This window comes from Pleomorphovibrio marinus (genome assembly GCF_003347495.1).
GTDB classification, from domain to species: domain Bacteria; phylum Bacteroidota; class Bacteroidia; order Cytophagales; family Cyclobacteriaceae; genus Pleomorphovibrio; species Pleomorphovibrio marinus.
In genome coordinates this window covers 371,579-398,245 of sequence record NZ_QCXY01000004.1, presented here as the reverse complement: position 1 = coordinate 398,245, position 26,667 = coordinate 371,579, and the positions used below count along the sequence as shown (strand labels likewise).

Annotated in this window: 24 protein-coding genes and 2 tRNA genes; 20 read left to right on the top strand and 6 right to left on the bottom strand. The window is 42.6% G+C overall.

Features of this window, described 5'->3' with window-relative positions:
- Positions 1-9: 9 nt before the first annotated feature.
- The 3 genes from rpmI to DB520_RS26660 all read left to right on the top strand — a co-directional run bounded on the left by rpmI (position 10) and on the right by DB520_RS26660 (position 934).
- Positions 10-204: a 50S ribosomal protein L35 gene (gene rpmI / locus DB520_RS13230; RefSeq protein ID WP_114750190.1), complete on the top strand. Its 195-nt coding sequence runs from the start codon at positions 10-12 to the stop codon at positions 202-204.
- 85 nt (positions 205-289) lie between these two features.
- The gene (gene rplT / locus DB520_RS13225) at positions 290-634 is read left to right on the top strand and encodes a 50S ribosomal protein L20 (RefSeq protein ID WP_114750189.1); all 345 of its coding nucleotides are present in this window, start codon (positions 290-292) and stop codon (positions 632-634) included.
- Between the two features lie 153 nt (positions 635-787).
- A complete protein-coding gene (locus DB520_RS26660) occupies positions 788-934 on the top strand; it encodes a hypothetical protein (RefSeq protein ID WP_157972071.1) in 147 nt (48 codons plus the stop codon).
- Here DB520_RS26660 and DB520_RS13220 read toward each other — a convergent pair.
- Positions 916-989: transfer RNA gene (locus tag DB520_RS13220), tRNA-Met, on the bottom strand. The genes DB520_RS26660 and DB520_RS13220 overlap by 19 nt on opposite strands.
- A 91-nt stretch (positions 990-1,080) precedes the next feature.
- Between DB520_RS13220 and DB520_RS13215 the strand changes: the two genes are divergently transcribed.
- The 8 genes from DB520_RS13215 (at position 1,081) to bshB1 (ending at position 9,775) form a co-directional block, all read left to right on the top strand.
- Positions 1,081-1,482: an START-like domain-containing protein gene (locus DB520_RS13215; protein WP_114750188.1), complete on the top strand. Its 402-nt coding sequence runs from the start codon at positions 1,081-1,083 to the stop codon at positions 1,480-1,482.
- 83 nt (positions 1,483-1,565) lie between these two features.
- Complete coding sequence (locus DB520_RS13210) at positions 1,566-3,386, top strand: LptF/LptG family permease (RefSeq protein WP_114750187.1); 1,821 nt, start codon at positions 1,566-1,568, stop codon at positions 3,384-3,386.
- A 64-nt stretch (positions 3,387-3,450) separates the two neighbouring features.
- Positions 3,451-3,726 (top strand): 30S ribosomal protein S15, encoded by a 276-nt coding sequence (rpsO, locus tag DB520_RS13205; protein WP_114750186.1) that lies wholly within the window; start codon positions 3,451-3,453, stop codon positions 3,724-3,726.
- A gap of 109 nt (positions 3,727-3,835) precedes the next feature.
- On the top strand, positions 3,836-5,977 hold the full coding sequence (gene pnp, locus DB520_RS13200; protein ID WP_114750185.1) for a polyribonucleotide nucleotidyltransferase: 2,142 nt from the start codon (positions 3,836-3,838) through the stop codon (positions 5,975-5,977).
- An 83-nt stretch (positions 5,978-6,060) separates the two neighbouring features.
- Positions 6,061-6,924, top strand: coding sequence for a sigma-70 family RNA polymerase sigma factor (locus tag DB520_RS13195; RefSeq protein ID WP_114750184.1), 864 nt, complete (start codon positions 6,061-6,063; stop codon positions 6,922-6,924).
- Between the two features lie 134 nt (positions 6,925-7,058).
- Complete coding sequence (gene trxB, locus DB520_RS13190) at positions 7,059-8,006, top strand: thioredoxin-disulfide reductase (protein ID WP_114750183.1); 948 nt, start codon at positions 7,059-7,061, stop codon at positions 8,004-8,006.
- An 8-nt stretch (positions 8,007-8,014) separates the two neighbouring features.
- Positions 8,015-9,046, top strand: a complete 1,032-nt coding sequence (locus DB520_RS13185) for a peptidoglycan DD-metalloendopeptidase family protein (protein WP_114750182.1) — start codon at positions 8,015-8,017, stop codon at positions 9,044-9,046.
- Between the two features lie 9 nt (positions 9,047-9,055).
- A complete protein-coding gene (gene bshB1 / locus DB520_RS13180) occupies positions 9,056-9,775 on the top strand; it encodes a bacillithiol biosynthesis deacetylase BshB1 (protein ID WP_114750181.1) in 720 nt (239 codons plus the stop codon).
- Between the two features lie 38 nt (positions 9,776-9,813).
- Here the strand turns inward: bshB1 and pdxH are convergent, their stop codons facing one another.
- The gene (gene pdxH / locus DB520_RS13175; protein WP_114750180.1) at positions 9,814-10,449 is read right to left on the bottom strand and encodes a pyridoxamine 5'-phosphate oxidase; all 636 of its coding nucleotides are present in this window, start codon (positions 10,447-10,449) and stop codon (positions 9,814-9,816) included.
- A 102-nt stretch (positions 10,450-10,551) separates the two neighbouring features.
- Here pdxH and DB520_RS13170 point away from each other — a divergent pair, with 102 nt between their 5' ends.
- The 3 genes from DB520_RS13170 (at position 10,552) to DB520_RS13160 (ending at position 13,329) form a co-directional block, all read left to right on the top strand.
- On the top strand, positions 10,552-11,121 hold the full coding sequence (locus DB520_RS13170) for a YqgE/AlgH family protein (RefSeq protein WP_114750179.1): 570 nt from the start codon (positions 10,552-10,554) through the stop codon (positions 11,119-11,121).
- A gap of 57 nt (positions 11,122-11,178) precedes the next feature.
- Positions 11,179-13,035, top strand: coding sequence for a DUF349 domain-containing protein (locus DB520_RS13165; RefSeq protein WP_114750178.1), 1,857 nt, complete (start codon positions 11,179-11,181; stop codon positions 13,033-13,035).
- Between the two features lie 221 nt (positions 13,036-13,256).
- Positions 13,257-13,329: transfer RNA gene (locus DB520_RS13160), tRNA-Thr, on the top strand.
- Positions 13,330-14,277: 948 nt separating this feature from the next.
- On the opposite strand, the gene rluF is transcribed toward DB520_RS13160, so the two are convergent.
- A complete protein-coding gene (gene rluF / locus DB520_RS13155) occupies positions 14,278-14,994 on the bottom strand; it encodes a 23S rRNA pseudouridine(2604) synthase RluF (protein WP_114750177.1) in 717 nt (238 codons plus the stop codon).
- A gap of 386 nt (positions 14,995-15,380) precedes the next feature.
- Between rluF and DB520_RS13150 the strand changes: the two genes are divergently transcribed.
- From DB520_RS13150 to DB520_RS13135, 4 genes are all read left to right on the top strand, one after another.
- Positions 15,381-15,935 (top strand): DUF2867 domain-containing protein, encoded by a 555-nt coding sequence (locus tag DB520_RS13150; protein ID WP_114750176.1) that lies wholly within the window; start codon positions 15,381-15,383, stop codon positions 15,933-15,935.
- A 314-nt stretch (positions 15,936-16,249) separates the two neighbouring features.
- Entirely contained in the window at positions 16,250-17,791 is a 1,542-nt protein-coding gene (locus DB520_RS13145) for an alkaline phosphatase D family protein (RefSeq protein WP_114750175.1), read from the top strand.
- 331 nt (positions 17,792-18,122) lie between these two features.
- On the top strand, positions 18,123-19,484 hold the full coding sequence (nhaA, locus tag DB520_RS13140) for a Na+/H+ antiporter NhaA (protein ID WP_114750174.1): 1,362 nt from the start codon (positions 18,123-18,125) through the stop codon (positions 19,482-19,484).
- Positions 19,485-19,875: 391 nt separating this feature from the next.
- A complete protein-coding gene (locus DB520_RS13135) occupies positions 19,876-22,152 on the top strand; it encodes a response regulator (protein WP_114750173.1) in 2,277 nt (758 codons plus the stop codon).
- 1 nt (position 22,153) lies between these two features.
- Here DB520_RS13135 and DB520_RS13130 read toward each other — a convergent pair whose 3' ends face one another.
- Together DB520_RS13130 and DB520_RS13125 are read right to left on the bottom strand one after the other, a co-directional pair.
- Entirely contained in the window at positions 22,154-22,390 is a 237-nt protein-coding gene (locus tag DB520_RS13130) for a hypothetical protein (RefSeq protein ID WP_114750172.1), read from the bottom strand.
- Positions 22,391-22,486: 96 nt separating this feature from the next.
- Positions 22,487-23,731: a serpin family protein gene (locus DB520_RS13125; RefSeq protein WP_114750171.1), complete on the bottom strand. Its 1,245-nt coding sequence runs from the start codon at positions 23,729-23,731 to the stop codon at positions 22,487-22,489.
- 167 nt (positions 23,732-23,898) lie between these two features.
- Between DB520_RS13125 and nhaC the strand changes: the two genes are divergently transcribed.
- Positions 23,899-25,380 (top strand): Na+/H+ antiporter NhaC, encoded by a 1,482-nt coding sequence (gene nhaC / locus DB520_RS13120; protein WP_114750170.1) that lies wholly within the window; start codon positions 23,899-23,901, stop codon positions 25,378-25,380.
- Complete coding sequence (locus tag DB520_RS13115) at positions 25,377-25,979, top strand: 3'-5' exonuclease (protein WP_114750169.1); 603 nt, start codon at positions 25,377-25,379, stop codon at positions 25,977-25,979. Before nhaC ends, DB520_RS13115 begins: the two co-directional genes overlap by 4 nt.
- Here DB520_RS13115 and DB520_RS13110 read toward each other — a convergent pair.
- Positions 25,972-26,571, bottom strand: a complete 600-nt coding sequence (locus tag DB520_RS13110) for an IMPACT family protein (protein WP_114750168.1) — start codon at positions 26,569-26,571, stop codon at positions 25,972-25,974. The two genes, DB520_RS13115 and DB520_RS13110, sit on opposite strands and share 8 nt — an antisense overlap.
- Positions 26,572-26,667 lie beyond the last annotated feature (96 nt).

Genomic DNA, 26,667 nt, shown 5'->3' with positions numbered 1-26,667 from the left:
TATAACGTAATGCCAAAAGTAAAAACAAAGTCAAGTGCCAAGAAGCGGTTTAAGCTTACCGGAACCGGCAAGATTCGAAGGAAACATGCTTTCAAAAGCCACATCCTGACCAAGAAATCCACCAAAAGGAAGAAAAACCTTACCAAAATGGGGGAAGTTCACAAGAGGGATGAAGGCAGAGTAAGGAACATGCTTTGGATCTAAATCCTCTAAAAAGTTAAGGTTAATCATTCACCAGATGCTTGGTAATAAAGTCCAATAGGCGCCAAGGGTCAAAAAATCAAAAAAAATGCCAAGATCAGTAAATGCTGTAGCTTCAAGAGCTAGAAGAAAAAAAGTCCTCAAAGCCACCAAAGGTTATTTTGGAAGAGGAAAAAATGTATGGACAGTGGCCAAAAACAAATATGAAAAAGGCCTTCAATACGCATACAGAGATAGAAAAGCCAAAAAAAGGGAATTCAGGAAATTGTGGATTCAAAGGATTAATGCCGGTGCAAGACTGCATGGCTTGTCCTATTCAAATTTGATGGGCCTTTTGAAAAAGGCGGAAATAGAATTAAACAGGAAGGTATTGGCAGACTTGGCCATGAACCACCCTGAGGCATTCAAAGCTGTAGTTGAAAAAGTTAAATAGGTTTTTCGCCTAATATACCATCAAAACCCTCTTCGGAGGGTTTTTTTATTTTTTTGTCAAAAAAATCTTTTATCAAAAATTTGTTTATATTAACGAAAACATTTGGTTTTTATCTTAGATTAAGGTTAATTAAAAACCAAGATACCAGTTCACATGAAGGACCTTTTCCAGGTTTTGGACTACGTAAACACCCTTAATTTGGAACAAGGTGATATGGAGTTAGTTCTTTGTAAGAAAAAGGGGATGGAGGGGCAAAAAAAAACCCCAGAACTGGGGTCATGTAGCGAGGAGGGGAATTGAACCCCTGACCTCAGGGTTATGAATCCTGCGCTCTAACCATCTGAGCTACCTCGCCGATTGGGAATGCAAATATGGGTGGTTCATCCAGAATTTCCAAACGTGGGTATTAAAAATTGATACTTTTTACAAATCCAAAATAAACTGCTATGGGTAAATTAAAATTTGTTTCTGATTACCAGATAAATACCTCTAGGAAGATCATTTATCCTTATCTGAGTACGGCCAGTGGACTCTCGCAGTGGTTTGCTGACGATGTTGTCATCAATGAGGATAAGGTATACAATTTCATCTACGATGGGGAAAACCATTTTGCCCGACCCACCATCATGCGAACCAACCGACATGTGAAGTTCGAGTTCCTTGAGCCTGAAGAAGGGGAGGAAAACGGAGTGGACCATTCCTTTATCGAATTTAAGCTAGAGGAAAATGAGCTTACGCAAACTTTTTATTTGCGTGTAATTGAGTATGGTGACTCCTTCGACGAACAGGAGCAGAATTCCATATGGGAAGGGTTGATCAACAACCTCAAGGAAATCATTGGCGGATAAAATTTGTTAAAATTATTGGTTTTGACATAATATCCTGACCTTTGCCTCGTCTTTGCGTACAGGTAGAGGAGTGCGTTGCCAGAATGAAAAAATTAGATAAACTTATCCTAGGTACTTTTCTAGGTCCTTTCTTGCTCACTTTCATCGTGGTGGATTTTATCCTCCTCACGGTAAATATGCTCAAATATTTTGACGAGATATTTGGGAAAGACCTTCCTTTCATGGTTTACATGGAGTTGATAGGGTACTTTGTCATTAGTATTTCCCCTATGGCCTTACCTCTGGCAGTTTTGCTGTCATCCCTGATGACCTTCGGGAACTTGGGGGAACACTTTGAACTCACAGCCATTAAAAGCAGTGGTATTTCACTGATCAGGGCCTTGCTTCCTATTGGGGTATTTGTGGTTTTTCTTACCTTCCTAGCATTTTATTCCAACAATTACCTGGTTCCACGGGTGAACTTGAAAACTTTTAGCCTGCTCTATGATATCAGGATGAAGTCGCCCGCCCTAGACATCAAGGAAGGAGTTTTTTATAATGGCATCCCCAATTACAGCATCAAGGTCAACAAAAAACTGGATGAGGTGAGGCTTAGGGACGTGCTGATCTACGACCACACCAAGGGGCAGGGGAACATACACATCATTTTGGCGGATTCAGGGCGTATGGAGCCTTTTTTCAATGACCGCTACATGCAGCTTACTCTTTATAATGGGTACAGTTACCAAGAAGGTGGAGGGCAGAGAGGGGTTAGGGAAAAGCCTGTTACGTTTGACCGCACCAAGTTCTCCACCAATAAAATGGTTTTTAGTCTGGACGCTTTTGAAATGAACCGAACCCCTGAGGACCTATGGTCAAACAACCGCTCCATCAAAAACATAAGTGAAATTAAGCTGGACTTGGACTCCATGGACAGAGAGCATAATCAGTGGCTTTTTGTGAACTATGCAAATACGGAAGCCTCCTACCCCTATTTTGGAAAAGTACGGAAGCTAACCCCCCCTAGGGATATAATGGTGAAAAAACAAAGAGCCGACTCCCTGAGAAACCTAAAGTACCTGGAAGAAAATCAGGCTATTTTGGAAGAAAACATGAAAAACCGACCCCAAACCAAAGAGGAAGAAAGGGCAAGTGCTTCAGACCAACAAGCCTCAAATTCGGATAGACAGGGAAATGCAGGAGAGGAGATTGCTGTGGAGGAGATTACCGAGGAACAACTAGTGGATACCCTTGTGGCGGAGGCCGGAGGTATTAGTGCCAAGGATTCCGTACAGGCCATGGTAGACACCATGGAGCAGGTGCCACTACCTTCCATGCAGGCCAATAGTCCAGGTATTACACCTATCCAAATGGAGCAACTTGCCAAAGTCACAGAGGAAGAAAAGGCAAAACTGGATTCTTTGCGGGGCACACAGCGATATCAAATTTCTGCGGCCTCCGGAGCTTTGACGAATGCCAGGAACATCAAGAACAACTTCAGCACCAACAAAACCAGGATTGACAATCTGGTGAGAGAGTACAGGAGATTTCAGATTTCCATGTATCAAAAATACACCCAAGCTATCGCCTGTTTTGTGATGTTCCTGATAGGGGCTCCACTGGGTGCCATTATCAAAAAAGGTGGACTTGGTATGCCCGTTTTGGTGTCCATAATCTTTTTCATCCTTTACTACATGCTCACCATCACTGGTGAAAAATGGGCAAAGGAAGGGTTGGCAGACCCACTTTTTGGCACCAGTTTTTCCATTCTCATGCTGTTGCCCTTTGGGTTGTTTTTCCTGAAGCAGGCTAGAAAAGACGCCAGGCTATTTGAACCTGACTTTTATGTTGGCCTATTTGAGAAGGTGAAGGCGATGATACCTGAGATCCGGCTACGTAAAAAGTTGAAAGAGGAAGTTTTATGATTTAAATAAAATTCGCTACCTTTGCGTCTGGTTTATTTAAAAATCAGTTTTAATTTAGCTAAGCATGTATTTAACAAAAGACAAGAAAGAAGAATTGTTTAAGAATCATGGTCGGTTAAAAGCTGAAAACGATACGGGGTCACCAGAATCCCAGATTGCCCTGTTCACTTACAGGATTCAGCACCTTACCGAGCATTTGAAAACCAACAAGAAAGACCACTCCTCGAGAATGGGGTTGTTGAAGTTGGTAGGAAAACGAAGAAGTTTATTGAATTACCTGGTGAAGAAAGACATTGAAAGGTATAGATCAATAATTTCCGAACTAGGGATTCGAAAATAATACGAAGTGTTTCGTGAGGTTCCTCTTTTTGGGGAACCTTACTTTTTTATTTAGTCCTTTATTAAGCCTTACTTTTACAACTATTCACATATCAGAATCATTAGATTTTATGTTACCAAACGTTATTTCAAAAACTATCACCCTGTTGGATGGTAGAGAAATTGTAATTGAGACAGGTGCCCTGGCCAAACAAGCCGACGGCGCAGTGGTGGTCAAAATGGGTAAAGCCATGTTACTTGCCACGGTGGTCACAAAAAAAGAAGCAGGTGAAGGAGTGGATTTTCTTCCCCTTTCTGTGGACTACCAAGAAAAATTTGCTGCTTCGGGAAAAATCCCAGGCGGCTTTTTAAAGCGGGAAGGAAGGCTTTCCGATTACGAAATATTGATCAGCAGGATGGTGGACAGAGCCATAAGGCCTATTTTTCCTGATGATTACCACGCAGACAGCAATATCACTATCAACCTAATTTCTTCAGACGATGATGTGCTTCCAGATTGCTTGGCCGGGCTTGCTGCATCCGCTGCCTTGGCAGTTTCGGATATCCCGTTTAACGGCCCAATTTCGGAAGTAAGAGTTGCAAAGGTGGACGGTGAACTTCTTATCAACCCCACCCCTACACAACTTGCCAAAGCCAGGATGGAATTTATCGTGGCCGGATCCGAAGAGTTTATTCTTATGGTAGAAGGGGAAGGGGACGAAATTTCGGAAGACGAAATGGTGGAAGCCCTTCAATTTGCCCATGAAGAAATCAAGCGGCACTGCCAGGTGCAGAAGGAACTCACCAAAGCTGTGGGTAAAGAGACAAAGAGGGAATACTCCCATGAGAGTCATGATGAAGGCCTGTTCGACAAAATGAAGGGGGAACTTTATGACAAAATATATGAGGTAGTAAGTCGGCAAATCCCCAACAAAAACGAGAGATCTGAGCTCACCAAAGCCATTAAGGAAGATTTTGTCGAAAGTCTTGGAGAGGAACATGAATACGATGAGTTTTTGATTAACCAATACTTTGGGAAGATCCACAAGGATGCGGCGAGGAATTTCACGCTCAATGAGAAAAAACGTCTAGACGGAAGGAACCCAAATGAAATCAGGCCTATATGGTCTGCTGTGGACTACCTTCCATCGGCGCATGGTTCTGCGGTATTCACCCGTGGTGAAACCCAGGCACTTACTACATGTACCCTTGGCACCAAATTGGATGAACAAATGGTGGATGGGGCAGTACACTCCGGATTCAACAAGTTTTACCTTCACTATAACTTCCCCGGCTTTTCCACAGGAGAGGTGAAGTTTGCAAGAGGACCTGGAAGGAGGGAAGTGGGGCATGGTAACTTGGCCATGAGAGCCTTGAAAAAAGTCCTTCCCCCGGAATCGGAGAACCCTTACACCATCCGGGTGGTTTCAGATATTTTGGAATCCAACGGTTCTTCATCCATGGCCACTGTATGTGCTGGGTCATTGGCTCTTATGGACGCGGGAATTCCTATCAAAGCACCCGTTACCGGGATTGCCATGGGAATGATCTCGGATGCAAAAACTGGAAACTACACCATACTCTCGGATATTTTAGGAGATGAGGATCATCTTGGTGACATGGATTTCAAAGTTACTGGCACGGAAAAGGGAATTACAGCCTGCCAAATGGACTTGAAAGTGGAGGGTCTGGATTACAGTGTGCTGAAGGAGGCCCTTTATCAAGCCAAGGAAGGAAGGTTACATATTTTGGAGGAAATTTCCAAAACGCTTTCCGCGCCCAAGCCTGATTACAAACCACATGCCCCAAGGTCCAAGAACATGGAGATACCTAAGGAACTGATTGGAGCCGTGATAGGGCCAGGTGGTAAGGTGATTCAAGAGATTCAAAAAGACACTGGAGCTACCATTATTATAGAGGAAGTGGATAACGTTGGTAAGATTAATTTCTTCGCAAACAACCAAGAAGCAATGGATGGTGCCATACAAAGGGTGAAGGCAATAGTAGCCCAACCTGAGATTGGCGAAGTATATACAGGGAAAGTTAAAAATATTATGCCCTTTGGTGCGTTTGTAGAGTTCATGCCAGGAAAGGACGGATTGCTTCACATTTCCGAAATCAAATGGGAGCGTCTGGAAACTATGGATGGTGTGTTGGAATCCGGTGAGGAAATCCAGGTGAAACTGATAGACGTGGACAAAAAGACAGGTAAGTTTAAACTTTCAAGGAAAGTTTTACTGCCCAAGACGGAAAAATCACCAAAAAAATCCTAAAAGAGGTTCAATCTTTATCCATATTTTGAACTAATCTTTGGATTGCATCTGTTATACTTGCGTTAAAAAAATAAGATACTTGAATGAGGCAGCTCAAAATTAGCAAACAGATTACCAACAGGGAAAGCCAATCCCTGGACAAATACCTACAGGAAATTGGCAAAGTGGATCTTCTTACGGCCGACGAGGAAGTTGTATTGGCCAAGCGAATCAGAGAAGGAGATCAACTTGCCTTGGAAAAGCTTACCAAAGCTAACCTGAGGTTTGTGGTTTCTGTTGCCAAACAGTATCAAAACCAGGGTCTTTCCTTGGGAGATTTGATCAATGAAGGTAACTTGGGGTTGATTAAGGCAGCTCAAAGGTTTGATGAAACCCGGGGCTTTAAATTTATATCTTACGCCGTGTGGTGGATCAGGCAATCTATCCTTCAGGCTTTGGCGGAGCAGTCTCGGATTGTGAGGCTTCCCCTGAACAGGGTCGGTTCACTCAATAAGATAAGCAAGACTTTCTCCGAGCTTGAGCAGAAGTTTGAAAGGGAGCCTTCTCCAGAGGAACTGGCTGAAGTTCTGGAAGTAACCCCTGGAGAGGTGGTGGATACCATGAAAATTTCCGGAAGGCACGTTTCCATGGATGCCCCTTTCGTTCAAGGAGAGGAAAACAGCTTGCTCGACGTACTTGAAAATGATGGTGAGATAAAACCCGATGATGGGCTGATGAACGACTCCTTGAGAAAGGAAGTTCAGCGTGCACTTTCTACCCTTACACAAAGGGAGGCCGATGTGATCACCTTGTATTTTGGCCTTAACGGAGAACACGCAATGACCTTGGAGGAAATTGGAGAAAAGTTCAACCTCACCAGAGAAAGAGTTCGTCAGATCAAAGAGAAAGCAATTCGCAGGTTAAGGCACACCTCTAGAAGCAAAACCTTGAAGCCTTATTTGGGTTAGCATTTCTAAATTATTTGTAAATAACATAAGAGGGGTAGAGGTACCCCTCTTTTTGTAAAAGGGAGGCCCAAAAAGTTGAATGGGGCTACCTTCGATTGGTTATTTGGATACTCTTATTACTAAACTTTACATTCATGAGCGATAAGACCGAAAAGGTAAAGGTATTGATTATAGGCTCCGGGCCGGCAGGATATACAGCAGCCATATATGCGGCAAGAGCCGGCCTCAATCCCGTTTTATATACAGGTTCCCAGCCTGGAGGACAGTTGACCATCACCAATGATGTGGAAAATTACCCCGGATACCCCGATGGGGTAATGGGTCCCCAAATGATGGAGGATTTTAGAAAACAAGCAGAGCGTTTCGGTACTCAGGTGAGATATGGTCTGGTGACAAAGGTTGATTTTAGCCAAGAAGGTATCCACAAGGCAATAGTTGACGAAAGCAATGAAATCCTAGCGGACACTGTAATCATCAGCACAGGTGCATCTGCAAAATGGCTGGGGTTGGAAAGTGAGACGAGACTAAACGGTAAGGGAGTTTCGGCCTGTGCAGTTTGTGATGGGTTCTTTTTCAGGGGACAAGAAGTGGCCATCGTCGGTGGTGGGGACACTGCATGTGAGGAAGCCTCCTATCTGGCCAATATATGCAGTAGGGTTTACATGATCGTGAGGAGGGATGAGCTGAGGGCTTCGCAGATCATGCAGAAGCGCGTCATGAACAACAGCAAGATAGAAATCCTCTGGAACCACGAAACCCAGGAGGTGCTAGGAGAGGAAGAGGTATCTGGAGTCAGGATTGAAAACAACAAAACAGGTACTGTAAAAGACCTTTCTGTGGGAGGGTTTTTTGTGGCCATAGGTCATCAACCAAATACCGAAATCTTCAAGGGTATCCTAGATATGGATGAAAACGGATATATAATTACCCAAAAAGGGACCACAAAAACCAATGTTCCCGGGGTTTTCGCCTCTGGGGATGCCCAGGATCACGTGTACAGGCAGGCAGTCACCGCTGCTGGCACGGGATGCATGGCTGCATTAGAAGCAGAAAGATATTTGGCCACTAAGGAGCTTACCTAAGAAAGGCCATGGTCCTGCTAGGGCTTATCCGTAAAGGTTTATTGATCGGACTTGTATTGGCAAGTTTCGAGGCGTTCGCCCAGGTTCCAAATCCTGTCATAAATGAAAATGAGCAGGTGATAATCCGCTCTCCTGACCATTTGGTTTCGGGGCCCTTCCAGGACCCCAGTTTCTTGAACAAGCTTAGAAAGCAAACAGATGCCTATCTTTTTGAGCCGGTAGATCTGAAGAAGAAATTGGGTATACTCGATGAGGCACCACTGGTAAATGAATGGGTACCTACCAGACAGATGGTGCAGGTATCCGAGAAAATACGGATAGACAGTATTTGGGTTACCGCTCACGAATATTTCTCCTTGTGGGACAGTTGGAAGATCGATATTTACGAGTTTGACCCAATGCAGTTAAGGGATACAATTTCCCTAAAGCTTTATGAGGTAAGGGCACCCGGGGGGTGGAGCCTTCCGTTGCCTAAAAGGGAGGTGAGTTCGAAATTTGGCAGAAGGGGATACCGCTGGCACCATGGCGTGGATCTTCGGTTGAACCAGGGCGAACCGGTATATTGCGTTTTTGATGGAATTGTAAGGGTCAAATCCTTTGACAGGTACGGATATGGTCACTTTGTCTTGGTGCGCCACCTCAATGGTCTCGAAACCCTATATGGGCACTTGTCCAAAACAGAGGTGGAAGTTGGCCAGGAGCTCACCGCAGGCAGCATAATAGGCTTTGGAGGCAATACCGGAAGGAGTACAGGGCCACACTTGCATTTTGAGGTAAGATACCACGGGGTGAGTTTGGATCCGGAGGAGGTGTTTGATTTTGATGCAGGCAAACCGAAGAGCCCAACATTTAGGCTCCATGCTCAGCACTTTGCCCATTTGAAAGAAGCCCGAGAATCGATTTATCATAGCGTGAAAAGTGGCGAAAACCTTTCGTTGATAGGCAGAAAGTATGGTGTTTCATTGGCTCATATCACGAAAATGAACAATTTAAACAAGCATTCTGTCCTCAGAATAGGGCAAAGATTAAGGATCAGGTAATTTGATGGTATGGAAAAACTAGACATATTGGTTATGGCAGCGCATCCGGACGATGCGGAATTATCCTGCTCCGGAACGATAGCGGCACAAATAGCCGCAGGATATAAAGTAGGGATTTTGGATTTCACCCAAGGTGAAATGGGAACCAGGGGCACTCCAGCCATCCGACTGCAAGAAGCCCAGAAGTCTGCCGAAATCCTCGGTCTGAATATGCGGGAGAATTTGGGTTTTAGGGACGTGTTTTTTCAGGATGATGAGGAGCACCAGAAAGCCATTGCAAGGGTCATTAGAAAATATAAACCTGAAATGGTATTGGCAAACGCTATATCCGACAGGCACCCGGACCATGGCAAAGGAGGGGCTTTGGCCAGCAAGGCTTGTTTTGTAAGTGGATTGAGAATGCTGGAGACAGAGCTCGAGGGTAAAAACCAAGAGCCGTGGAGGCCTAAGGTCATCTATCACTATATCCAAAATAATCATATTAATCCAGACATAGTGCTGGACATTACGGCCTTTTGGGAAAAGAAAATGGCTTCTATTAAGGCTTTCAAATCACAATTTCATGATCCTGACAGCAAGGAGCCCGAGAGTTTTATTTCTGCCCCCGGTTTCTTGGATTTTATCGAGGCAAGGGCCAAGGAATATGGACACAAAATTGGGGTAAAATACGGCGAGGGCTTTACCGTGGAAAGGGTGCCAGGCGTAAAAAATCTTTTCGACCTGGTTTAAAGGAAATCTTGCTTGGGTAAGGACGGAGGATGTTCCGGTTAGGGGGCAAGCCTGCCGATCTTCCAAGCACCATCTGTGTTTTTGGAAAACAAAATCCTGTCGTGCAACCTGCCTGGTCTCCCTTGCCAGAATTCCAAACGATGAGGATAGAGCCTAAACCCTCCCCAATGGTCGGGTTTTTCAAGGGGTTCCTTGGAAAACTTTATTTCCATTTCCCGTTTTATCCTTTCCAGATACTCCCTGTCTGGGATTTCTTCACTTTGTGGGGAAGACCAGGCTCCGATTTGGCTCTCGATGGGGCGGGACAGAAAATAAGCTTCTGACTCCTCTTTACTTATTTTTTCAACATGGCCCTCAACTCGTACCTGCCGTTCGAGTTCAGGCCAAAAGAAGGTAAGGGATGCATAAGGGGTATGTTCCAACTCCTTGGATTTTTGACTTTGGTAATTGGTAAAAAAGTCGAATCCTTCTTCTACTCCTTTAAGCAAGACCACCCTTCCGGAGGGTTTGCCATCCGTGCCCACAGTAGCCAAATGCATGGCGTTGGGTTCGTTAACTTGGCTTTCCAACGCTTCTTTAAGCCATAGTTTAAATTGTGCTATGGGGTTCTTGTCTACCTCGTTAATTTCTAATTTTTTGGAAGAATACTCCTTTCTAATGCCTTTCAAATCCATATAAATGGGATTTTGCTGATAAATTTAATTTTAAATTACAAAGGTATTGATATTAATGATTTTTGATTTAACTTAACCGCCGTTGACTGAAATATATTTTTCATGAAGGAAAACAATAACATACCACCTCATGCTGGAAGCCTGCTGATATCAGAGCCTTTCTTACAGGATGAGAATTTTGTGAGGTCAGTCATTCTTTTGTGTGATACCAACGAAAAGGGATCTTTTGGGCTTGTCCTGAACAAACTATCCATCTTCAAGCTTGGCGAACTACTAGAGGGGTTCGAGTTCTTGAACAGTGAAATCTACGTAGGTGGCCCTGTGGAACAAAACACCCTTCACTTTATCTATTTTGGAGACAGAATGCTCGAAGGAAGTATAGAGTTGACTCCCCAACTTTGGTGGGGGGGTAATTTTGAGGAACTTTTAAGTAAATTGAGGAACGGGACAGCAGAATTAGATAATTTCAAGTTTTTTATAGGCTATTCAGGGTGGAGTGAAGGACAACTTGAGGAAGAGATTGCCACAAAGACCTGGATAGTTTGTAACAATATTTATACAAAGAAGATCTTCTATTCAGAACCGGAAGAATTATGGAGAGAAATTTTGAAGAATATGGGGGGCGAGTTTCAGGTTTTGGCAAATTATCCCATAGACCCAAGATTAAATTAAACCAAAATTACTACTTTTGTTTTAACCCAATTAAAGTAGGTTGTACCCACGTTAGTTATGGATAAGGATAAAGATATGTCATCGAATGATGAAAAGGTGACCCAGGAATCACAACAAGATGAAAAACTGGGTACTGATGCGACCTCGGAAAAGCCAAGTGATGCCGAAGAAAACCAGGAGGAGCAGGAGGAAGCGGATGAAGAAAATCATGATTTTAGCAATTTCACCAAAAGGCAACTTCTCCAAAGCTTGAAGGAGTTGCTCAAAGAGGAAGATTATATAAAAAATGACTCCGTGGTAAACGAAATCAAAACCCATTTTGACGAGTACCACGGCAAGGAAAAGGAAGCAGCCTTAAAAAAATTCCTGGAAGAGGGAGGAACTGAAGATGGGTTTGAATATAGGGGAGAGGACCTGGACAGGGAGTTTTTTCAGGCCTTTAACGACTTCAAAGACAGGAAATCCCGGCAATACAAGGAATTGGAAAAGGCAAAAGAAAGAAATGCCCAGACCAAAAACCAAATTCTGGACAGGTTAAGGGATTTGGTGGACAATGAGGAGACCACCTCCAGTATTGATACTATAAAGGAGATCCAAAAAGAATGGAAGAGCATTGGCCCTGTTCCCTCCAACCAAAACAAAAACCTTTGGGCATCTTACAATGCCTTGATGGACCGGTATTACGACAACCGAAGCATTTATTTTGAGCTGAAGGAACTGGACAGGAAAAAAAACCTGGAGAGTAAGCTTGAACTTTGTGAAAAAGCAGAAGCCCTTGCGAAGGTGGAGGATTTAAAGGAGGCCATCAAGACCCTTAATGAGCTCCATGAAGAATTCAAGCATTTAGGCCCCGTTCCCAGGGAGGAACAAGAAGCGGTCTGGCAACGTTTCAAGGCAGCTTCAGACGCCGTTTATTCCAGGAGAAAGGAGTTTTATGAAGGTCAAAAGGAGCTACTTAAGGTCAATCAAGACCAAAAGGAGAAGTTGATTGCCCTACTTGGGTCCTTCAAAGACTTCAAAGCCGAAAGGATCCGGGATTGGAACCATAAAACCAAAGAAATCCTCGAAATACAGAAGGCCTGGGAAGCCATTGGCCCTGTTCCTAGAGAACATGGCAGGGAGATAAACAAAGCGTTTTGGGGGTTATTTAAGCAATTTTTCCATCATAAAAACCAGTTTTTCAAGGAACTGGATGAGGTAAGAAAAGAAAATAAGGAGAAGGCCGAAAAGCTTATTCAGGAGGCAGAAGCCATCAAAGACAGTAACGATTGGAAGAACACATCCAATGACCTGATCAATTTGCAGAAGGAGTGGAAAAACCTTGGCCCCATGCCGGAGAAGGTCAGGGACGATTTGTATAATAGGTTTAAATCCGCATGCGACACCTTTTTCCAAAACCGACGTGAGGCCAATAAGGAAGTAACACAGGAATTTGATGAAAACCTCCAGAAGAAGCAGGAGCTTTGTCAACAAATAATGGATGAGGCGAACTCAGGGAAGGAATTGACCGAGGGAATGTTGGAGGCGCATATCGCCAACTACAACCAGATAGGCTTTGTGCCAAGAAAAAACATCAAGGAAATAGCAGCCAAATTCAACAAGGCAGTGGATTACTTTGTGGAAAAACTTGGAGTGGAAGGCGAGAACAAGGAGGAGTTCCTTTTTCGCCTTAACCTGAACAAAATTCAAAACGACCCAAACAGTACCAGGGTACTAAACAAAAAGGAACACGGTATTCGAAAGCAGATTTCCGACCTGGAAAACAACATCACTTTATGGAAAAACAACCTGGAGTTTTTCGCCGCATCAAAGACCGCAGACAAGCTCAAAGACCAGTTTGAGGAGAAAATAGACAAAGCCGAGCAGGAGGTAGACAGGTTGAAGAAGAAGCTGTCCATTATCAGGGAGTTTTAACTGATTCATCCTAAGAATGCTAACTTTTTTTCGGAAAAAATCCCAACGAAGGGTTTGCCAAAAATAAAGTAAAGCCTATATTTGCACTCGCAATTAGACAAAAGGTCTTTTCTAAGCCACGAATGCACTAATTGTCACGAATAAATCCGTGATTATGAACAATTGAAAATTTATTACCCCGGAGACTAATCGGGGTGGTAGAGCAACTTAAGCTTTCAAAAGCCTCCTTAGCTCAGCTGGTAGAGCAACTGACTTGTAATCAGTAGGTCGTTGGTTCGATCCCGACAGGAGGCTCAAAAAAGGACAGCCATGCTGTCCTTTTTTATTTCATATGATTATAATTTGTTTTTTAAAGGCCATATAGCCTGCCCCGAACTCGATTCGGGGGAATCTCGCAGTCTATAATCATCCCAGTGTGTGACGTGCTCGTCATGCCCTGACTGCCGTCAGGACAGGCTCGATTTCATATGTTTATAATTTCTTTTCAGCGGTCATATAGCCTGCCCCTGCCTGCCCCGAACTTGTTTCGGGGAACTCGTTTCGGGGGAATCTCGCAACGATAATCATCCCCTCGTGTGTCGCTCGCGTCATGCTCGATTTCATGTGTTTATAGTTGCTTTTAATTGGTCACATAGCCTGCCCCTGCCTGCCCCGAACTTGTTTCGGGGAACTCGTTTCGGGGGAATCTCGCAATCTATAATCATCCCTGTGTGTGACGTTTTCGTCATGCCCTGACCCTCGGGGCATCCTAGTATGTGACGATTTCCTCATGCCCGATTTCAGCTAAATTTTTTCACATGTGTTTGCATTGGTCTGGCATTTCCAGGTTAATAAACCAATCCATTTAATTCCCTGGTGCTAGATAATTGCCTTGTTCAATTTATATTGTTTGAATTATTGCAGTGTATAATACCAACAAAATATTACTCTGGATACTGAGTAGAGTAGGGGATTGGACCTTTTTTGAAAATTGTGTTACGGTGTCGATTGGTGCAGAAGGTTAAATTCCCTAAAATCAAATTGGCAAAAAAATGTGAATGGATAGTAGGGTTAATTGGATATGGGAAATATTTCTATTAATAAGGGTGCTTCCATTATGATCATTTGGAAAATTTTTACTGCTTTAAAAGAATGGGTTAATTTTCCGTAAAATATTAGTATTAAACCTTTCCTTTACATTTATATCCGTTTTTATTTAGGAAAGGTGTAGGTAGGCGAACTGTTCAGTGCCTTGAAACTTTTTCAAACCGTCTTTTTTGAATCCGCAAGCAGCCTATGGATTTCCAAAAGCTCTTTGGCCGTCAGCTCTCTCCACTTGCCCACGGGAAGGTCCAGCCGGATATTCATAATACGGATTCTCTTTAGCGTTAAAACCTCGTATCCTAGGTGAGTGCACATTCTCCTGATTTGTCGGTTTAGGCCCTGGGTAAGTACGATGTTAAAGGTTTTTTTGCCTAGCTGCCTGACCTGGCAGGGAGCTGTTACCGTGTCAAGTATGGGAACCCCACGGCTCATGCGGTCCACAAAATTGGCATCAATGGGCCGATTTACGGTCACAATGTATTCCTTTTCGTGGTTGTTTCCGGCCCGCAGGATTTTGTTGACAATGTCTCCGTCACTGGTCAGAAGGATCAGCCCTTCGCTGGGTTTGTCCAGCCTGCCGATGTGGAAAATCCTCCGGGGGTGACCGATGAAGTCGATGATATTGTCCTTTTCGTTGGCTGTGTCAGTGGTGCAGACGATGCCAACAGGCTTGTTAAGTGCTAAGTACACATGCTCCTCTTTGGGAGGACCCACAGGTTTGTCGTCCACTGTTACTGTATCGGACTCCTCCACTTTTGTTCCAATCTCCGGGACCTGACCATTGATTTTTACTTTGCCCTGTTCAATCAGCCTGTCGGCTTCGCGCCTGGAGCAGTAACCGATTTCACTGAGGTATTTGTTGATGCGGGTAGCCATGGCTCAATCCAGTTCAAGAATCCCAACCACAGATTTTTGAGAATTCATGGTTTTAATAGTTAATTTTACGTTCGGATCCTCCCCCTCTTTACAGAGGATGAAAGGTCTCCTTGATGGGGAAGTAAAATTACAGTTTTGTGGAATCTTATTCCCCAAAGCAGCTAAAAATAACTGGATACCTCCGTAATTCGATCAATAAAAACTGAAATAAAGGTAAATTGATCATTACTTTAAGGGGTTATCTAATGAGGGGATTTTTACCCAACCTAAAATAGCAGTTATTTATGTAAATCTGGAAAAGTTTGTTTTCCAGGTCTCGAAGTTTTGGTAGGTTTAGGATTTTAAAATAGGCAAAATGCTGGAAGGACATCACATAAAAGAGGCCAATGAAGGTGATTAGAACCCACTTACCCAAAAGTTCGATTTTAAATTCATCGCACACTGAATACCACTATGTGGACAGTTTTCAGGGGGTTATTAACGACTCCGAAAACAAATTCACTTCGGAGGATGTAGGAAAAGCTTTTTTTTCAGGAGGCCCAAAATGGGTTGAAAAATTATTTGAAATGCGAAACAAAGTTGTTTCCCTATTGGGACTGAAAACTCCGGGGAATTTCTCCGAAAGTGAAGCTCAACTGGAAAATTTCAAATGTGAACCAGGGGATCGCGTTGGACTTTTCCAAGTGTTTGCCAAAACTGAAACAGAGGTCATTTTGGGAGAGGACGACAAACATTTGAATTTTAGGATTTCGATATTTTTGACACCGCATACGAAAGGGTCAACGCATAAAAAGTTGATACTTTCTACTACCGTTGTGTTTAAAAATTGGTTTGGGAGGTTATATTTTATCCCGGTAAGACCTTTTCATAAACTAATCGTCCCAAGGATGTTGAAAAGAATTATCGATGATTTAGAAGGTTCAAATACATCCCTTGGCTAATGCCAAAAAGGGAATGAAATTAGTAAAGGCGAAGAAGATTTTACTTTTGCCTATGAAATCGAGCCTGTCCTGACGGCAGTCAGGGCATGACGAGGACGACAGACCGAGGGATGCCTCCCCGTTAGCTACGGGACGGGCAGGCAGTAACAATACATTCCCGAAATCCGGGACAGGTTATGGCTTATGAAAAGCTAATTATAGACTTTTTAAAACAGCGATTCAGACGAGTTTGTTTTTTTTGGACCTAGGAGTGAAAAGGATTTTTTTCTTATATTCAATCTGAGCTTTTAATAACTATAAACCAATTACCTCTTATGATTGCTTTAGAAAACCCTTACCCGAAATCGATCTTGATTTTTGTTTTGTTCTCGGTATTGTGTGATAATGGGTGTTTTGGCATACTGATGGCCCAAACTTTGGGAGGAAAAACACACAGAGAAATGGCCAAGGACAGATCCCTGGAGAACAGCCTTTTTATGCTCCACACTTGGGAAGATCTAGATGAAGAAAGTATGCGGATTTCATCCTCTTTAGCAGAAATTGTCCATAAGGTATTTTCAGCATCCAAGCATGCTGGATATGGGGACTTGTTGGAAAACCAAGAATACCTCAACTTTATCCAACTTCACGATGTCCAGCTTCTGGGTGGCCCCATGATAGGGAACATCAGTGAGGAGGGAGGGGATATTTGGGTGAGGACCGCTAAGCCAGGGGAGGTAAGCGTGGAATTGATAGATGGCGAAACTCCCAAACAGTTCGGCCCGGTGAAGACCAGTTTAGAAGGGGATCTCAGTACGGTTATTCCCATCAGGGGCTTGCAGGCAGGAACCAACTATGCCTTTAGGCTTACGGTCGATGGCAAGGTGCCATCCTTGGATCCTAAGCCAGTTCTTACCACACTTCCCAACGATAGTAGCCAGCAACCGGTCCGCATTGCATTTGGCACCTGTTTTCATAGGTGGGGTCTCGGAAATAGGGAACTTGCCAACCAAATTGTATCTAGGCAACCACATGCCATATTGTTTGGTGGAGACATGGCTGTGCAGGACAGGAGGGATCAGCTGGGCATGCACCGCTTTGATTACCTGATGAGGGATTTTTTTCCAGCATGGCAGCAATTGACATCTCGAGTTCCTGTGTATGCCACTTGGGACGATCACGATTATATGGATGATGATTGGTGGGGCATTCCTGAGGGCTACACAGAGGAAGACAGAATGGGTATTCGAGAGGTTTTTACCCAATCTTGGGTCAACCCGAAATATGGATTTGAGGACAGGGAAGAAGGAGTATTTTTCCGTACCCGTATAGGTCCGGCCGAAGTAATAATGGTGGATAACCGTTTTTTTAGGGATGAGGATACAGGGGAATTTTTAGGGGATAACCAGATGAAGTGGCTGGAGGAGCAATTGCTGGAAATAGAAGCTCCTTTTACCATTTTATCATGTGGGACCATGTGGAGCGACTATGTTTCCGGGGGTAAGGACTCTTGGGGGGTATGGGACCCGGAAGGAAGGGAGCGAATCTTTCAATGGATAGAAAAACACAAGATTCCTGGGGTAGTGCTTATTTCAGGGGACAGGCATGGAGCCAGAGGGTTCCGCATTCCCAGGGAATCAGGCCATGTCTTTTATGAGTTCGAACCTGCCAGTTTGGGAGGGCGGCACGGGCCTCCTGCCAAGGATAAGGAATGGGATACACAATTGTTTGGATTCGATAATGTTTATGCCTTTGGGGAATTTACCTTTCAGCATTTGGATTCCGAGGATCCCGAATTGGTTTTTAGGCTGATTGAGGAAGATGGTACTGTTTTGTTTCAGTTGGTTTTAAAACAATCCGAACTAACCCCTTTATAACATTTTACTTTATTTAAAAAGCGGCGGTAGCAGGTACACCAAAAATTGCTTTCACTTTGAACTCTCTCAAAGTAGAGGAATATGATATCCTTGTAGGCAGATTGTTGCTTTTGTGAATATTTTTATCCTTAGTTTCTGCAAAGGACAGGAGTAAAACAGAACAAATTTTTTCACCCATCGTATTTAGAAAAAGTCTTAATAAGGATAATTGATTTGTGGTCCATCATAAAAAAATCTTTATATGGTCCAAACCATCATTCACGAACATAAAAAGGGAATGTGAAATTTGCCAAGAGTTAGGGTATTTGATCAATTTGTTAATCACAGATAAATGGAAACGAAATCCTTTAGTTTTACGCATTTGAGTCCTATTCTTCAATTTGTAAGGAGAAGTTCATTCGGTGCTATTTTACTGTTTTTCAGTGCATTTTTGGCTTTAATTTTAGCCAATACTCCAGCCCATGGGCCGATACAAGAGTTCTTAGGGAAAATAATTGGGTTTAGTGTTGGAAATTTCCAGGTATACAAATCGGTTTTGCTTTGGATCAATGACGGGCTGATGTCCATTTTCTTTTTTGTTGTTGGGTTGGAGCTAAAGCGTGAGCTTATTGCCGGTGAGCTTTCAAAACCGCAAAATGTTATCATGCCCATGGTCGGAGCCATAGGAGGCATGGTGTTGCCTGCTGCTATTTATTTGCTCATCAATTGGTCAACCGGTCCTCAATCTTTAAATGGGTGGGGAATACCAATGGCTACCGATATAGCCTTTGCCCTTGGAGTATTGTATTTGTTAGGCCCTAAAGTTCCCGTTCAACTAAAGGTGTTTTTAACCGCTTTGGCCATAATAGATGACATAGGAGCAGTGTCAGTGGTGGCTTTGTTTTATACTTCAGAAATATCCTTTTCTAATTTGATCATTGGGGGTAGTATTTTAAGTGTCATGTTTCTGTTGAATAAATTGGGGGTACGACAAGTTTTCATCTATGCTATTTTAGGTATAGGAGGTGTTTGGCTAGCTTTCTTGTTATCTGGGGTGCATGCTACCATAGCAGCTGTATTGGCTGCATTTGCCATCCCGGTAAACCGATCTATCGATAAAGAAAATTATTTATCTTCAATAGAATCCTTGACCAAGAATTTTAAAACGGCCAAAAGAGCGGAGAAAGAACAATATCTGCTGTCAACTGATGAGCAAAATATTATAGGTGAAATTCATCGCCTATCTATAGGAGCAATGTCCCCGTTACAAAGGCTCGAAAATAGTATGCATGGTTTGGTCTTATATCTAGTGATGCCAATTTTCGCACTTGCCAATGCGGGTATAGTCATTGATAATAGATGGCTGGATATGCTTACAAGCCCTGTTGCCTTAGGTGTGTTTTTGGGGTTATTCCTTGGTAAAATCCTTGGGATTTTTGGACTTTGTTTTATTGGACTCAAATTAAATTGGTTTAAAATGCCGGAGTTTTTAACCATGAAGATGATTTTAGGGGTGTCTTTTTTGGCAGCGATTGGGTTTACCATGTCCTTGTTTATCAATTCGCTGGCCTTTGAGGTTGAATTATATACTGAACAGGCTAAAATGGGTATATTATTGGCTTCCTTATTTTCTGGAATAATAGGGTACTTGATTCTTAAAAAAGAGATCCATAGCAATACAAGGGTGAAAATCCATAAATTATATGCTTCATAGCGGGGGCAGCCTGAGAGTTATTCAAAAATGACTTTTAGAGTTCTTTCTTACCTGTTGTCATTCAGTACCTTTAGTAACGTACATCACTTTAGGGGTTTCCCGCATATAGAAGCTGGGACTGAGACTATACCCTTGAAGCCTAATTCAGTATGTACTTTCGAAGGGAAGAGTTGCCAGGTTTTTATATAAAGGCCATTCCTAAAGTTTTTTTGATCATTTACCCCAACGCAAAAAAAAATTATGTTAAAAACAAAAATTTTGTATAAAAATTAAAAAATAAGTGTCAACTTTGGCAATACAGGATGCTTTTATCTTTTAAATCCAAAATAGTGGTTTTTGAAGGATAAAAAATACAGGGACAGAGGTTTTAATTTTTTAAAAAAGGGGAGAGATGCGGGAGAAGATTTTAGATTCATTGTTTCTTCGAAATTTGGATGAGTCGGAGGACCCTATTCGTAGAACGAGGTTGACCATACTATCGTGGAGTTATTTATCTACTGCACTCTGCTATATTCAGTGTATAGTATTGGTTTTGCTATTTGGAGAGCTTCAAGAAAACTCCTATTTGTTTTTACCCATTTTAATACTGCATATAGGACTTTACTTTTTGCTTATTTACAAGCAATGGTTGACTTCCTTAACACATGTGAAAATTGCCCTTCTGCTCGCACCCATATTAATGAATGCCTTTATTATGCAAGATAGGGTTTTGTGGGCCTTGGACGTTGCTGCTTTTTTTAACATATTGATTTTTAGTATTATTATCCTTAGGCAACGCTGGACGGTACTTTATTTTATACTTAGCACCGTTCCTTTATGTTGGGGGTACTTCACCTATAAAAACTACCAATATAGTGATCTCTTTTATGGGTACGATGGAGGCGAATTGGTATTTATTTCTGTTTTGACCTATTTATTTATAGTAGCCTCCATCTCTTTGTTGTTGATTAAAGACGCCCTAGTCCGGTCCATCCTAAAATTGTCCCATCAGTCTAAGACCCTAAAGGTTCAAAAGGCCAGCCTTATTGCGCAATCTAAAGATTTAAAGGAGTCGAATATAAAATTGAAACAGCAAAAGCAGGCAGAACAAAAGGCTAGGGAAAAGGCGGAAATTGCCAATAGGGCCAAAAGTACTTTTCTTGCCACCATGAGTCATGAAATCAGAACACCAATGAATGGGGTTTTGGGAATGGCGGGTTTACTGAAAGATACTGCACTGAACGAGGAACAGAGAGAATTTACGGAAATCATTTGTAACAGCGGCGAAACCCTATTAAATGTCATTAACGACATACTCGATTTTTCCAAGTTGGAATCTGGGGATGTGGAAATAGACCCACATGATTTTAACCTTCGCAATTGCATTGAGGATGTGCTGGATTTGTTTTCAAGACAGGCCTCCAAAAAAGGCATAGACCTGATATACCACCTTCCCAAGGATTTTCCTGCTCAAATGTGGGGGGATGGTATGAGGGTGAAACAGGTATTGATGAATTTGGTAAGTAATGCCATTAAGTTCACTATTAAGGGAGAAGTTCTTATAGAGGTGATCGTAATTGCGCAAAAAGAAAGGGATTGGATGCTTAAATTTTCTGTCGTTGATACTGGTATAGGTATCCCATCGGACAAGATCTCCCAACTATTCAAATCATTCTCCCAGGTGGATGCGACTACCACAAGAAAATATGGAGGTACAGGATTGGGATTGGCAATTTGCCAGCATTTGGTTACCCTTATGGATGGCGAAATAGGAGTGGAAAGTAGTGAGGGAAATGGGAGTACCTTTTATTTCACCCTGCCCATGAAGGAATCCAAGGCAAAGGAATTGCCACTTGAGAAACAGCCGGATGACAGTGTCCTAATGGGGAGAAAGGTGCTTATTGTGGACGATAATTTCACCAATTTGAAAATTTTGGGACTGCAATTGGAAAACCTTAGTATGCGGCCTTTTCCTGCAGAATCGGCAGATGCTGCCCTCAAAATTTTGGAAACACGAGACGACATTGAATTGGTCATAACGGATATGGAGATGCCCCATAAAAACGGAGTGCAATTGGCAATGGAAATACGGAAACGTTTCCGGGATAAACCTATCGTATTGTTGAGCTCCATAGGTGATCAATCAAAAAGGAAAAACCCGGGATTGTTTACTTCGGTGCTCAATAAACCAGTAAAATATAACCTGCTAATACAGGCATTGCATTCAGGGTTTCAAAGCAAATCGGCAAAATCTCAAATTATGCAGCAACCTAAAAAGAAACTGGATTCGAATTTTTCTGAAAAATATCCTCTACGTATTCTGGTAGCAGAGGACACGCCTATCAACCAAAAGCTGGTTTTAACTATCCTAAATAGGTTGGGATATCACCCTGCATTAGTAAAAAATGGAATAGAGGCGCTTGAAATGGTACTCCAAAATAGTTACGACTTGGTTTTTATGGATGTTCAAATGCCCGAAATGGATGGTTTAGAGGCATCCAGGAGAATCCGGGAGAAAAAAAAGGAAAACTCTCCAAAAATTGTCGCAATGACAGCTGGAGCTATGTACGAAGACAAGCAACACTGCCTAGCCGCAGGTATGGATGGGTATATTTCCAAGCCGCTGGAAACCGATAAGCTGATGGAAATATTGAAACAATCAGCAAATAAGATTAAAGAAGCAATTTAGTTTACTTTTGGTTTTTCTTATTTTCTTCCTCTTCCTGTCGCTTTTTCTGCATTGCTTTCCTCCAAAACAGGAAAGCAATGATCACAATAAGAGGGAGCAGAATGAAAATCACTACATTAACCGGATCACTTAAATCAACGGGTCCACGGGGTTTGGGGATATCCGGCTGCATTTGTCCTAAAATTGTGACGAAAGGATAAATAAACGCCTGTAGCAGGATTAAAATCAGGTGTGTCATGGTGATGGTTTTCGTTAGAAACAAAAAGGCTTACTATCGTGTATAACCACAAATAGCAAGCCATAATCGAGTTTATCCCTATTCAACTCAATTCAATTAAAGAAGTTCCGGATTACCCATTTTACCCATAAACAATAGCGCTCCACTGTGCTTTTCCTGAATGAAAAACACAAAAGGCTGATCCAAGGTGATAATGGTAGGTCCTGATGGCATGGAGACCCTTTCCACTATTTCTACCACTGTGGCTGCCGCAGCTTCCGTCCCGACTTCATCCACTTCCAAAAAAGCATCATGAATTACCCTGCTTATCTTTAGTTCATCGTGGGGATTGTCAAAAAGCAGGGTGAAGTTGTCGGGATGAAAGAAAAATGGCCTTTCCAGCCCCATGGCTATGAGGTCTTCCTTCATGTTTTCCATTTTTTTGGACATTTTAAACTTTGGCATTTTCAAAATGAAATTTGCCTCCATGGCCTGCTCCCTCCAATTTTCTAAGTTGTCAAAGGTAAATGCTTCAATGACTTCATCCAGATTGTGGTTTGTGCCGGTGAGTATGCCCATAGAAAACTGCCCTGTACTATAGGGCACCTCTATATACCTCAAGTTGTTTTCTGCATAATACCTGAAGGTAGCAGCTTCATTCAGCTCCATCATATCCACTTCTACCTCTCGGGACGGGCTGATATAAAAGGGGGCTTTCTGGGTTTTTTCGGTATCAAAGCGGTATTTCCAATCCCCCTTGAAATAAATGGCATTCACCAAATACATGACGGCATTCGATGGGATTTCATCTACCATTTCTTGAATCAATCCTTCCGTTTGATTGGCGATCCAGTTGTTGATCACATTTACCGATTGTGGATCTAGCATATCCAGATCGGCAACCTCTGCCCTATAATAGTTCCTCACAGTTTCTTTAAAATCCGGGAAAATGCTGTAACCTTGTTTGTACCAAATGGCATTGGCAATATTCAACTTTACCTTGTTGTCCAATTCTTTGAGAAACTGGGTAAGCTCTTTTGCGGCTTTGTTGGCTTCCGCTGTGCTTAGCCCTTCGTATCTTAACAATTGGATAAACTCCTCCAATACTTCTCCCTCGTTGCCATTCATGGTCATGGAGAGTGCTTGGTGAATACTATAGGGGCTGAAAAAGTGGTTTTCTTCCTCTGCCTCCATCAATTGATGAAATAGGTCAATGGCAAATTTCGAAGAACTAAATACCATTTCCCTTTCATAAACCTGTAAGGTTCTGAGCTTAGGTGTGTTGATATCTTCTGATCCTCCGCCCCAGTCGCAGGAAGCCAACCAAATTAATGCGAGTAATAATGAACATTTTCCTCTCATAGCGTATTCTGGTTTGTGATATATTTACAAGACGGGAATCAACCTGAGTTTGCTACACTTTCTACAAAAAAAATATGCCCTTGTCTCATTTGTGACCCCAAAGCTGAAAAGTATATATTTTTTTTTAATTTTAGCCTTTCCTAATAGCCACTTATAGAAACATAAAGATGTCCAAAGTTATCAAGGAGCCTAGTTTGCCCGAGGCCCTCTTCCCCATTTTATTTTTGATTGTTCTATTGGTGGTTAATATCAGTATATTCGGTACCGAGGGTTTAATGGGTTCAAACCAAATGGTTTTGATCTTTTCTGCAGGTGTGGCGGGGTTGGTGGCTAAGTATAGGTTGAATTTAAGATGGGAATCCTTGCAGGACGGTATCGTGAAGAGCATCTCAGCGGCCATGTCTTCTATATTGATCCTGTTGCTCATAGGTGCATTGGCCGGGACCTGGATGTTAAGTGGTATTGTTCCTGCTATGATCTATTATGGATTACAGGTACTGAATCCTACCATTTTTTTAATTGCAGCCTGCATAGTAAGTGCGATCGTGTCCGTTGCAACAGGCAGCTCCTGGACGACCGTGGCCACGGTGGGAGTGGCTCTTTTGGGCATAGGGAAGGCACTGGGTTTTGAAGAGGGGATCATTGCCGGCGCCATCATTTCAGGAGCCTATTTTGGAGATAAGATGTCACCATTGTCAGACACCACTAACCTTGCACCTGCCATGGCCGGCACGGATTTGTTTACCCATATTCGGCATATGACCAAGACTACGGTGCCAACCATCCTAATCACAATAGTCATTTTTGGAATTATAGGGTTTCTGCGGGAGGCAGAAGGCTCTGTAGGGCAAGTCCAGGAAATTTCCTCTGTCATACAGCAAAGGTTTGAGATATCCTTGTGGTTGTTTTTGGTTCCTGCCATCGTTTTATTCATGATATTGAAAAAAGTGCCCGCCATCCCCACTTTATTGGCAGGTGCTTTGTTGGGTGGTGTATTTGCCATTTTATTTCAACCCGCATTAATTGAAAGTTTGGCTTGGGATGCCGAACAATCCTTTGCTTTTAATGCTTTTCAGGTTGTGATGGTTTCCTTGTATGGAGAGACAAGCATTGCGACTTCAAACGAGGTGGTGAACGAATTACTGATAACAGGTGGTATGGCAGGTATGCTCAATACTGTTTGGCTGATTCTTTGTGCCATGGTTTTTGGAGGTATCATGGAAGTAAGTGGAATGCTTCGCGTTATTGCTGAAGCCCTAATAAGAAGGGTAACCTCAGTAGGATCGCTGATTGCATCCACGGCAGGTACAGGACTTTTCTTCAATGTGACCACCTCTGACCAGTATTTGGCCATATTGGTACCAGGAAGGATGTACGCTGATATCTATAAGAAAAGAGGATTGAAAGGGGAAAATCTCAGTAGAACATTGGAAGACAGCGCCACAGTAACCTCAGTCCTTGTGCCTTGGAATACCTGTGGTGCCACCCAAGCTTCTGTATTGGGTGTGGCGACCTTGACCTATGCCCCCTATTGTTTCTTTAATATCCTAAGTCCATTTATGACCATTTTATTCGGATATATGAGATGGGGAATTAACTATTACACGAAAGAGGAAATGAATGCAATCAAAGAAGAAGTTGCCGCATGATACCTTTTAAAATTACAAAAGAAGAAGTAAATCAACTGGAGATCGGAGCCTTCGATGGTGAAATTACTTTGGTGGAAAAAGAGGAAGATATTGAGGGGATGGTCAAAGACCTTTATCATCGAAAATTTCTCGGGTTTGATACAGAGACAAGGCCTGCCTTTAGGAGAGGGGTGAGTTACGATGTAGCATTACTGCAATTGGCCACACCCGAAAAGGCATATCTGCTAAGGCTCAACAAACTTGGGTTCCCAAAGGCAGTAAGAAGGATTCTCGAAAATCCGGATGTGGTGAAGATTGGAGCAGCTGTAAGGGATGACCTGAAAGCCCTCAGAAAGTTGGAACCTAGCTTTGTGCCCGATGGGTTTTTTGACCTGAACGAAGAACTGAAGAAAGTGGGTTTTCAAAATGTGGGGGTAAGGAATTTAAGTGCCATGGTATTGAATATCCGGATTTCTAAATCTGAGCAAGTATCCAATTGGGAAGCAGAAAGCCTTACCGAAAAGCAGCAATTATATGCAGCTACCGATGCCTGGGCCTGTTTAAAGGTTTTTTTGGTATTATACAAGCAAGGGTATTTGGATTCAATATTTTCTATTTGAAAAGTATTTTTGTCGAGCTTAGTTCAGAAATTGCTTCCCTTATCTCAGAAAGCCTACTTTTTGGACAATCGATGCTAATTTTGCATTGTTCGGTAAATTCCTGGCTGAGAATGGAAACTTGATACTCCCCGATGATTGCCATTACCTTGTTGGTTTCTTCGTAACCAAAGGTAAAGGTTATGGGTGCGGTTTCCATGGCCTCAATTATTTCACTATTCTGCAGGGCTTCCTTTGCTGCTGTTCGGTAAGCGTTAATCAATCCACCCACTCCCAACTTGGTACCCCCAAAGTACCTGACCACGACTACGAGAATATTCGTAACATCAAATGCTCTTATTTGTCCTAGAATGGGATCCCCGGCGGAATGATTGGGTTCACCATCGTCATTAGCCCTGAAAACATCCCCTTCTTTCCCTAGCATGTAGGCATAGCAGTGGTGCCTAGCATCATAATATGTTTTTTTTATGGCCTCAAGAGAAAACTTGATTTCCTCTATGTTTTTTACAGGAATTGCAAAAGATAAAAATTTGCTGCCTTTTTCTTTATATTCCCCCTTGGATTCTTTATTAAGGGTCCTGTAGTTGTCGAGCATTTTGCTTAATTTTATTCTTGAAAAAGACACTTATCCCTTTCAAGAGGAATTCTATAGGATTATATATCGATTTTCAAAGGCCCTAACTTGTCCCGG